Origin of the sequence: Streptomyces sp. NPDC090442 (assembly GCF_044769405.1) — a bacterium.
In the GTDB taxonomy this organism is placed as follows: Bacteria; Actinomycetota; Actinomycetes; order Streptomycetales; family Streptomycetaceae; genus Streptomyces.
The window spans coordinates 1-8825 of sequence record NZ_JBIVXW010000143.1; the positions used below are offsets into that span (position 1 = coordinate 1).

General features: G+C 69.7%; 2 protein-coding genes. Both read left to right on the forward strand.

Features of this window, described 5'->3' with window-relative positions; genetic code table 11:
* Window positions 1-224: 224 nt before the first annotated feature.
* Window positions 225-7187: a type I polyketide synthase gene (locus tag ACIQU6_RS43135; RefSeq protein ID WP_403487950.1), complete on the forward strand. Its 6963-nt coding sequence runs from the start codon at window positions 225-227 to the stop codon at window positions 7185-7187.
* Window positions 7188-7287: 100 nt separating this feature from the next.
* The coding region (locus ACIQU6_RS43140; RefSeq protein WP_403487948.1) for a type I polyketide synthase at window positions 7288-8825 on the forward strand (1538 nt) is incomplete at its 3' end.

Sequence of the window (8825 nt, forward strand, 5' to 3'; positions counted from 1 at the left end):
TGACGTTGGAGGCGCCGTTGGTGCTTCCGGAGTCGGGTGGTGTTGCGGTTCAGGTGAGTGTTGAGGGTGAGGACGAGTCTGGTCGTCGTGTGGTGGGTGTGTTCTCACGGCCGGATGAGGACGTTGAGGATGTTGAGGGTGTGTGGGTGCGGCATGCGTCGGGTGTGGTGTCGCGTGCTGGTGTTCGGTCGGTGGATGTGGGTGGGTTTGGGGTGTGGCCGCCGGTGGGTGGGGTGGCGGTGGATGTGGGTGGGTTCTATGAGGCGTCGGTGGGTGCTGGTTATGGGTATGGGCCGGCGTTTCAGGGGTTGCGTGGGGTGTGGCGTGGGGGTGATGTGGTGTGGGCTGAGGTGGTTTTGCCTGAGGTGGCGGGTGGTGTTGAGGGGTTTGGGGTGCATCCGGTGTTGTTGGATTCGGCGTTGCATGCGTTGGGGTTTGCTGAGGGTGTGGGGCGGGTTTCTGTTCCGCGGTTGCCGTTTGTGTGGTCGGGTGTGCGGGTGTATGCGGTGGGTGGGGTGTGTTTGAGGGTTTGTTTGCGGGTGGTGGGTGAGGGTGTGGTGTCGTTGGTGGTGGTGGATGAGGGTGGTTTGCCGGTGGTGTCGGTGGAGCGGTTGGTGTTGCGGGAGGCGGTGCCGGAGCAGTTGCGTTCTGCGGCGCGGGGTGGTGTGGGGTCGTTGTTTGAGGTGGCGTGGCGTGTGGTGGAGGGGAGTGGCGTTTCGGAGTCGGCGGGTTGGGTTGGGCTCGGTCAACTTGACGGTTCTTTGGGGACGTTTGGGTCTGTCGATGCGTTGGTTGATGCTATCCGGGCGGGTATGGATGTTCCGGAGTCTGTGGTTGTGGCTGTTGAGGATGTTTCTTGTGGTGGCTCGGGTGTTGTTGGGGTGTTGGGGTTGGTGCAGGGGTGGCTTGGGGAGGAGTGTTTGGTGCAGTCGCGGTTGGTGGTTGTTACGCGGGGTGCGGTGGGTGTTGGGTCGGAGGATGTGGTGGAGGGGTTGGTGCAGGCTGGTGTGTGGGGGTTGGTGCGTTCTGCGCAGGCGGAGCATCCGGGGCGGTTTGTGCTGTTGGACGTGGATGTGGATGCTGATATTGGTTCTGTGGTGGCGGGGTTGATTGTTGATGAGCCTCAGGTGGCGGTGCGGGGTGGTGGGGTGTTTGTGCCGCGGTTGCGTCGGGTGTCTGAGTCTGAGGGGGCGTTGGTAGGGGCGGTGTGGGATCCGGATGGCACGGTGTTGATCACGGGTGGGACGGGGACGTTGGGTGGTTTGGTGGCTCGGCATCTGGTCTCTCGTCATGGGGTGCGGCACTTGCTTCTGCTTAGTCGTCGTGGTGTGGATGCTCCGGGTGCTGGTGAACTGGTGGCGGAGTTGGCGGGCTTGGGTGCTCAGGTGGATGTGGTGGCGTGTGATGCGGCTGATCGTGGGGCGTTGGCGGGTGTTTTGGCTGGGGTTTGTGGGGATCGGCCGTTGCGGGGTGTGGTTCATACGGCGGGTGTGTTGGACGATGGTGTTGTTGAGGCGTTGACGTCGGAGCGGGTGGGTGCTGTTCTGCGTCCGAAGGTGGATGCTGCCTGGAACTTGCATCAGCTGACGCGTGACTGTGAGCTTTCCGCCTTCGTGCTGTTCTCGTCCGCGGCCGGGGTCTTCGGTGGCGCCGGGCAGGGCAACTACGCCGCGGCCAATACGTATCTGGATGCCTTGGCGCAGCACCGACGGGCCCAGGGTCTGCCGGCGACCTCGATGGCGTGGGGGTTGTGGGAGCAGGCCAGCGGCATGACCGGCCACCTGGACGACGAGGACCGGGGCCGGCTCAACCGCGGCGGGATCGGCGCACTGACTTCGGAGCAGGGGCTCGAACTGTTTGACGCGGCGCTCGCGGCGGACCGGGCGGTGCTCGCCCCACTGGCCCTCGACCTCGGGGCGATCCGCGCCGGCGCGGCGGCCGCCGGGGTGCCTGCGCTGCTGCGCGACCTGGTACGGGTGCCGGCCCGGCGCGCGGTTCGGGGCAAGACGGCGGAAGCATCGGAGTTCTCCGGTCGACTGGCCGGACTGGCCGCCGAGGAACAGGCGCGCCTGGTGTTGGACACGGTCCGTGCGGACGTGGCTGCCGTGCTGGGGCACGCCTCCGGCGCCAACGCCATCGACCCGGCACGGCCGTTCACGGAGATCGGGTTCGACTCGCTCACCGCCGTCGAACTGCGCAACCGGCTGTCCGCCGTGACCGGACTGCGCCTGCCGGCGACGCTGGTCTTCGACTACCCCACGCCCACCGCCCTCGCGGACTTCCTGCTGGCCGAGGCGTCGGGGCGGGTCACCGCGGCAACGACAACGCCGCACACCGGAGCCACGTCGGGGAACGCGGCCGACGACCCGATCGCCATCGTCGGTATGGCCTGCCGCTACCCGGGCGGTGTCACCACCCCGGAGCAACTGTGGGACCTGGTGGCCTCGGGCGGGGACGGCGTCTCGGTGTTCCCCACCGATCGGGGTTGGGACCTCTCGGACCTGCCTGGGAGCGGTGCGACCGCGGGCCGCTCCGGGGGCTCGTACGCCCGCGAGGGTGGATTCCTGTACGACGCGGCCGACTTCGACCCGGCGTTCTTCGGGATCTCGCCACGCGAGGCGCTGGCGATGGACCCGCAGCAGCGGCTGCTGCTGGAGACCTCCTGGGAGGCGATCGAGTCCGCGGGCCTGGACCCGGCGGGGCTGCGCGGAAGCCAGACCGGTGTGTTCGCCGGCGTGATGTACCACGACTACGGCACCGGCGTGTACACCACCGCCGACGGTTCCGAGCAGCACGTGGGATACGGCAGCCCCGGCAGCGTGGTCTCGGGCCGGGTGGCCTACGCGTTCGGCTTCGAGGGCCCGGCGGTCACGGTGGACACCGCCTGCTCGTCGTCGCTGGTCGCACTGCACTGGGCATCCCAGGCACTCCGCAGCGGCGAGTGCTCGATGGCCCTGGCCGGTGGCGTCACCGTGATGGCGACCCCGGCGGCCTTCGAGGAGTTCTCGCGCCAGGGCGGACTGGCGTCGGACGGCCGGTGCAAGCCGTTCGCCGAGGCGGCGGACGGTACCGGTTGGGGCGAGGGCGTCGGCGTCCTGCTCGTGGAGCGGCTCTCGGACGCGCGCCGCAACGGGCACCGGGTCCTGGCGGTGGTCCGCGGCTCGGCGGTCAACCAGGACGGCGCGTCGAACGGTCTGACCGCGCCCAACGGTCCGTCCCAACAGCGGGTGATCCGGCAGGCGTTGGCGAACGCCCGACTGTCGGCCGCCGACGTGGACGCGGTGGAGGCGCACGGCACCGGAACCCGCCTGGGCGACCCGATCGAGGCCCAGGCACTGCTGGCGACGTACGGGCAGGAGCGGAACACGGAGCGGCCGTTGTGGCTGGGGTCGATCAAGTCCAACATCGGGCACACCCAGGCCGCCGCAGGCGTCGCCGGCATCATCAAGATGGTGCAGGCCATGCGGCACCAGACGCTGCCGGTGACCCTGCACGTGGACGCGCCGTCCTCCCACGTGGACTGGTCCGCTGGTGCGGTGCGACTGCTGACCGACGCCCAGCCGTGGCCGGCCACCGACCAGCCGCGCCGCGCCGCGATCTCCTCGTTCGGCATCAGCGGCACCAACGCCCACGTCATCCTTGAGGCGGTGCCCGAGCCGGTGCGCGAGCCGGACGCTCCGGCCCCCGGGGAGTCGGGTGCTGGTGCGGCATCGGAGAACCACCCGCTGCCGTGGGTGGTGTCGGCCAAGTCGGAGGCCGGTCTGCGGGCCCAGGCGCGGCGGTTGCACGCCTTCGCGGCCAGCCGCCCGGACCTGTCCCCGGCGGACGTGGGCCACTCCCTCCTCGCGACGCGCTCTGCCTTGCCCCATCGCGCGGTGGTACTGGGCGAGGACAACACCACCTTGCTCGACGCCCTCGACGCGGTGGCCCGAGGCGCGGGCTCCCCGCACGCGGTACGGGGCCGGACTCCGCTGCCTGGGGACGGCGATCGGTTGGGCCTGCTCTTCTCGGGTCAGGGTGCGCAACGTCTTGGTATGGGTCGGGAGTTGTATGCCCGTTTCCCGGTGTTTGCGGACGCCTTCGACGCGGTGGTGGGTGAGTTGGAGCGGGCGTTGGATGCTCCCCTGCGCCAGGTGGTGTGGGGTGAGGATGAGGCTGAGCTGAATCGGACTGTGCATGCGCAGACGGGGTTGTTTGCGGTCGAGGTGGCGCTGTTTCGCCTTTTGGAGTCCTTCGGTGTCGTTCCTGATGTGTTGATTGGGCATTCGGTTGGTGAGTTGGCGGCGGCGCATGCGGCGGGGGTGTTGTCGCTGGCGGATGCGTGTGTGTTGGTGGCGGCGCGCGGCCGGTTGATGCAGGCGCTTCCGGAGGGCGGGGCGATGCTCGCCGTCCAGGCTCGCGAGGACGAGATCGGCGGCCTGTTGGGTGGGGCGGTGTCGTTGGCGGCGGTCAATGGGCCGGATTCCGTGGTGGTCTCCGGTGATGAGGATGCCGTCGAGGCCGTACGGGAGTGGGCGCAGTCGAGCGGGCGGAAGTCGAGCCGGCTGCGGGTGTCGCATGCGTTCCACTCCCACCGCATGGACGGCATGCTGGATGAATTCGCCGCTGTGGCGGGTCAGTTGACGTACGAGGCGCCGCGGATCCCGGTGATTTCGACACTGAGCGGGGAGGCTGCTTCCGCCGAAGACCTGTGCTCGTCCGCGTACTGGGTGCGGCAGGTGCGCGAGGCCGTGCGCTTCGCGGACGCGGTGCGCGCGGCCGTCGGTGAGGGTGTCGCGCGGTTCGTTGAGGTGGGTCCGGACAGCGTGCTCGCGGCCTTGGCCGCGGGGATGGTCGGCGAGAGCCAGGACGAAGGTGAGCGTGGGGACGGTGGCGGCAGTGTCTGTGTCGCGACGCAGCGTGTCGACCGCGACCCGGAGCACACCTTCGTCACCGCTCTCGCCCAACTGCACGCGGCCGGCGTGGCGGTGGCCTGGGGGCTGCTGTTCGCGCCGCACCGACCGCAGCGGGTCGAGCTGCCGACCTACGCCTTCCAACACCAGCGGTTCTGGCTCGACTCGATGCCGTCGGCCGCGGCGTCGGCCCCCGTCGCGGACGCGGTGGAGTCGCGCTTCTGGGAAGCGGTGGCCGGCGAGGACTGGGAGATGTTGGGGAGCGCGCTCGGCATCAACGAGGACGCGAGCCTGGCCTCCGCGGTGACCGCCCTGTCGTCGTGGCGCCGGGCGCACGATGCCCAGGCGACCGTGGAGGGTTGGCAGTACCGGGTCGGTTGGTCACCGATCACGGAACCGGAACCCGCCACGATGTCCGGCACCTGGCTGCTGTTGGTCGGCGAGGGCGGCGACGGCGACGAGGAATGCGCGGATGTCGCACGGCAGTTGGCGGCGCAAGGCGCGCAGGTCAGCCTTCTGACGGTGCCGTCCGCGATGGATCGCGCCGGCCTTGCTGAGCTCCTCCGTGCCCGTGGGGAGACGGTGACGGTGTCCGGAGTGCTGGTCGCCCTCGACGTCGTGCAGTCGACCATTGCCGTGCAGGCGCTGTCGGACATGGACGTGGTGGCGCCCGTCTGGGGTCTTACTCGGGGTGCGGTTGCGGTGAGCTCGTCGGATGCGGTCATCGATCCGGATGCGGCGATGGTGTGGGGGTTGGGTCGTGTGGTGGCGTTGGAGTTGCCGGATCGGTGGGGTGGGTTGGTTGATGTGCCGGCTGTGGTGGATGAGCGGGCGGGGCGTCGGTTGGCCGCGGTTCTGTCGCAGGGTGTCGAGGACCAGGTGGCCGTCCGCCCCTCGGGTGTTTTCGGTCGACGGCTGGTGCGTTCCGGCCGGGTGGCGGGGGAGGAGTGGTCGGTTGCCGGTGGCACGGTGTTGGTCACTGGTGGTACGGGTGCGTTGGGTGCGCTGGTGGCTCGTTGGGTGGTTGGGCGGGGTGCGCGTCGGGTTGTGCTGCTGAGTCGGCGGGGCGAGGACGCGCCGGGAACTGACGAGCTGCGGGAGGAGCTGGTTGCGGCCGGTGCGGAGGTTCGTATCGCTGCCTGTGACGTGGCTGATCGTGTGGCGTTGGCCGGGGTGTTGGCCGATGAGGAGGTTTCTGCGGTCTTCCACACCGCCGGTGTGTTGGACGATGGTGTGGTGGACGGGCTGACGCCTGACCGTTTCGCGCGGGTCTTCGGGCCGAAGGCGGACGCCGCCAGGCACCTGGACGAGCTCACCCGAGACCATCCCGTCACCACCTTCGTCCTCTTCTCGTCCATCGCGGGAGTGCTCGGCGCCACCGGCCAGGGCAACTACGCAGCCGCCAATGCCTACTTGGACGCGCTCGCCGAGCGGCGCCTCGCGAATGGCCTGCCCGCCGTGTCCGTCGCATGGGGCGCGTGGAGCGACGCCGGCATGGCCGCGGCCGCACCGAACGGCGACGACCGGTTCCAACGCGGGGGCATCGGCACCATGGCCCCCGAACTGGCGTTGCGCGGACTGGGGCGGGTACTGAAGCGCAAGGACGCGACGGCCTGCGAGGTCCTCGCGGACATCGACTGGGAACGGTTCGCGCCGGGCTTCACGGCCGTTCGCGCCACCCGGTTGCTCGCCGAACTCCCGGACGCCGTACGGCACATAACTGCCGGCAGCGGACGAGTGGGCGGTGCGGCCGAACTGCTCCGTGCGCAACTGGCGCAGGCCGTCGGGCCGCAGCGCGAACGGGTGCTGCTGGAAGCGGTGCGGAGCCAGGCGGCCTTGGTGCTTGGGCATGCGGGCCCGGAGGCCGTCGACGCGCGGAGCCCGTTCCGGGACATGGGATTCGACTCGCTGACCGCTGTGGAATTCCGCAACCTGCTCGGTGCCGCGACGGGCTTGAAGCTGCCGGCCACCGTGGTGTTCGACTATCCGAACCCCGCCGCGCTGGCGGAATTCCTGCTCGCCGAACTCGACTTGGACCAGGGCCAGTCGGCACCCGGATCGGTGGCCGGCGAACTGGACAAGCTGGAAGCCGTGATGCGCTTCGCGCATCCGGATCCGACGACACGAAACCAGATCACCATGCGTCTCCAGACGTTGCTGTCCCAGTGGTCCGCCGGCGCCGCCGAAGAGGCGAGCGACGCCGGTGAGGAGCATGCGGAAGTTGCCGGCCAACTCGAATCCGCGACAGCCAACGAGGTGTTCGACTTCATCGAGCGTGAATTCGGCATCTCGTAGCCGGTCGCGGGCCGCCGCGGCCGACTCCGCGGCGGCCCGTGGCGACTGACTCTCAGGCAGACGTACGACTTCCGGAACGGGCACAGGGGGACGGCCAACCATGGGTAACGACGGCAACGACCGCAACGACGCCAAGCTCCTCGACTACTTGAAGCGGATCACCGCTGACTTGCACCAGACGCGCCAGCGACTGCGCGAGGCCGAGTCGAAGAACGACGAACCCATTGCCATCATCGCGATGAGCTGCCGGTTCCCGGGCGGGGTCGCCTCGCCCGAGGAGCTGTGGCGGCTGCTCGAATCGGGCGGCGACGCGATGTCCGGATTCCCCGCGGACCGGGGTTGGGACCTGGAAACCCTCTACGACTCCGACCCCGACCGGCTCGGCACGTCGTACGTGAACCAGGGCGGATTCCTCAGCGGCGCGGCCGACTTCGACCCCGAGTTCTTCGGGATCTCGCCGCGCGAGGCGCTGGCCATGGACCCGCAGCAGCGACTGCTGTTGGAGGTGTCCTGGGAGGCCCTGGAGCGAGCCGGGATCGACCCGACGTCGCTGCGCGGTCGGCGGGTGGGCGTGTTCGCCGGCACCAACGGCCAGGACTACGGCTCGACCCTCATGAACGCGGTCTCCAGCGTCGAGGGCATCGAGGGCTACCTGGCGACCGGCATCTCGGCGAGCGTCGTCTCCGGCCGCATCTCCTACACCCTCGGCCTTGAGGGGCCGGCCGTGACGGTGGACACCGCCTGCTCGGCGTCGCTGGTGTCCCTGCACCTGGCGGCACAGGCACTGCGGCAGCGTGAGTGCTCGTTGGCCCTGGCCGGCGGGGTGACGGTGATGTCGACCCCCAACGCGTTCGTGGCGTTCTCGCGCCAACGCGGCCTGGCGGCGGACGGCCGCTGCAAGGCGTTCGCCGAGGGCGCGGACGGTACGGGGTGGGGCGAGGGCGTGGGCATGCTGCTCGTGGAGCGGCTGTCCGACGCGCAGCGCAACGGGCACGAGGTGCTCGCCGTCCTCCGCGGCTCGGCGGTGAACCAGGACGGTGCGTCGAACGGCCTGACGGCGCCGAACGGCCCGGCGCAGCAACGGGTCATCCTCCAGGCGCTGACCAGCGCCGGACTGGCCGTCCACCAGGTCGACGCGGTGGAGGCGCATGGTACGGGTACGACGCTGGGCGATCCGATCGAGGCGCAGGCGTTGTTGGCGACCTATGGGCAGGGGCGGCCGGAGGGGCGTCCGCTGTGGTTGGGCTCGGTCAAGTCGAACATCGGTCATACGCAGGCGGCTGCGGGGGTGGCCGGTGTGATCAAGATGGTCGAGGCGATGCGGCACGGTGTGTTGCCGAAGACTCTGCATGTGGACTCCCCGTCCTCGCACGTGGATTGGTCGGCGGGTGGGGTGGAGCTGCTGACCGAATCCCGCCCGTGGCCGCAGGGGGACGAACCGCGACGGGCCGGCGTGTCGTCGTTCGGCGTCAGTGGGACCAACGCGCATGTGATCTTGGAGCAGGCGCCGGCGGTGGGGTCTGGGGAGGTTGAGCCCGAGCGCTCGGACGTGGGTCCGGTGGCGTGGGTGTTGTCGGGTAAGTCCGAGGCGGGGTTGCGGGCCCAGGCTGAGCGGCTGCACGGCTTCGTCGCGGAGCG